The following is a 1,885-nucleotide window of genomic DNA, read 5'->3' on the forward strand; positions in this document are numbered from 1 at the left end:
CCGTGACCCTGTCACGGCCTCTTCGACGACCCGGCGCCGGGCAGACGTCTGTTTTCTTTCGTCTCACCCTTCGTCATTTCGTCTCGCGATCCGAGACATCATCGAGAGGTCGTCATTCCGATGCGCCAACCGTCCGTCACAGCGCGCCGCGTGGCCGCGGCATCCGTCAGCCTGGTCCTGGCAGCGGGCGCCGCCGCCTGCGGGCCGGAGGACAACGATGCCAAGGGCGCCGGCGGCGACTCCACGCCCCGCAAGGGCGGCACCCTCACGGTCCTGAACGCCAACCCCCAGCAGGACTTCGACCCGGCACGCCTGTACACCTCCGGCGGCGGCAACGTCCCGTCCCTGGTCTTCCGTACGCTCACCACCCGCAACCGCGAGGACGGCGCCGCCGGCACCGAGGTCGTCCCCGACCTCGCCACCGACACCGGGCGCCCCAGCAAGGACGCGAAGGTGTGGACGTACACGTTGAAGAAGGGCCTCAAGTACGAGGACGGCACCCCGATCACCTCGGCCGACATCAAGTACGGCATCGAGCGCTCCTTCGCCCCCGAGCTGTCGGGCGGCGCCCCCTATCTGCGGGACTGGCTGGTCGGGGCCGCCGACTACCAGGGCCCGTACAAGGACAAGAAGGGCCTCGACGCGATCGAGACGCCCGACGAGCGGACCATCGTCTTCCACCTGAACAAGCCCGAGGGCGAGTTCCCGTACCTGGCCACGCAGACGCAGTTCACGCCCGTCCCGAAGAGCAAGGACACGGGCACGAAGTACGAGTCGCACCCGGTCTCGTCCGGGCCGTACAAGGTCGTGAAGAACGAGAACGACGGTGAGCGGCTGACCCTGGAGCGCAATACGCACTGGTCCGCCTCGACCGACGCCGAACGCAAGGCCTACCCGGACAAGATCGACGTTCGGTCCGGGCTCGACTCGTCCGTGATCAACCAGCGGCTTTCCGCGTCCCAGGGAGCGGACGCCGCCGCGGTCACCACGGACACCAACCTCGGCCCGGCCGAGCTGGCCAAGGTCACCGGCGACAAGGAGCTCGCCGCCCGCGTCGGCACCGGGCACTTCGGCTACACCAACTACATCGCGTTCAACCCGACCATCAAGCCGTTCGACAACGCCAAGGTGCGGCAGGCGATCTCGTACGCCCTCGACCGGTCGTCCGTGGTCAACGCCGCCGGAGGTTCGGCGCTCGCCGAGCCCGCGACCACCTTCCTGCCCGACCAGAAGTCCTTCGGCTACACGCCGTACGACCTGTTCCCGGCGGGCAAGGGCGGCGACCCGCAGAAGGCCAAGGAGCTGCTGAAGGAGGCCGGCCACCAGAACGGGCTCACCATCACGCTGACGCACTCCAACGCCAAGGACTTCGAGACCAGCCCGGAGATCGCGACCGCGATCCAGGACGCGCTCAAGAAGGCCGGCATCACGGTCAAGCTGCAGGGGCTCGAGGAGAACGACTACTCCGACAAGATCCACAACGTGAAGACCGAGCCGGGCTTCTTCCTCGCCCACTGGGGCGCCGACTGGCCCTCCGGCGGTCCGTTCCTCGCCCCGATCTTCGACGGCCGGCAGATCGTCAAGGACGGCGCGAACTTCAACACGGGCCTGCTGAACGACAAGTCGGTCAATGCCGAGATTGACGCGATCAACAAGTTGACGGATCTTGACCAGGCCGCCAAGAGGTGGGGCGCACTGGACAAGAAGATCGGCGAGAAGGCCCTGACCGTCCCGCTGTTCCACCCCGTCTACAAGCGCCTGTACGGCGAGGACGTCAAGAACATCGTGATCAGCGACTGGACCGGTGTGCTGGACATCTCCCAGGTCGCGGTGAAGTAGCGCCGTGAGTGAGGCAGTTCTCGCCGTCGAGGCTCCCGGAGTGTCC

The 1,885-nt window shown here is 67.2% G+C and carries 1 protein-coding gene; it reads left to right on the top strand.

The genetic code is table 11. The annotated features are described in order from the left end of the window. The first annotated feature begins 120 nt into the window (after positions 1 to 120). Positions 121 to 1,839 (top strand): ABC transporter substrate-binding protein, encoded by a 1,719-nt coding sequence (locus ACFTZL_RS44485; protein ID WP_382596233.1) that lies wholly within the window; start codon positions 121 to 123, stop codon positions 1,837 to 1,839. The last annotated feature ends 46 nt before the right edge of the window (positions 1,840 to 1,885 follow it).

Source organism: Streptomyces sp. NPDC056948 (genome assembly GCF_042674225.1).
Lineage (GTDB): Bacteria > Actinomycetota > Actinomycetes > Streptomycetales > Streptomycetaceae > Streptomyces > Streptomyces purpurascens.

Excerpts from the sequence above, each read along its gene's own strand:
- ACFTZL_RS44485 (WP_382596233.1), top strand. The coding sequence starts at position 121 with ATGCGCCAACCGTCCGTCACAGCGCGCCGCGTGGCCGCGGCATCCGTC.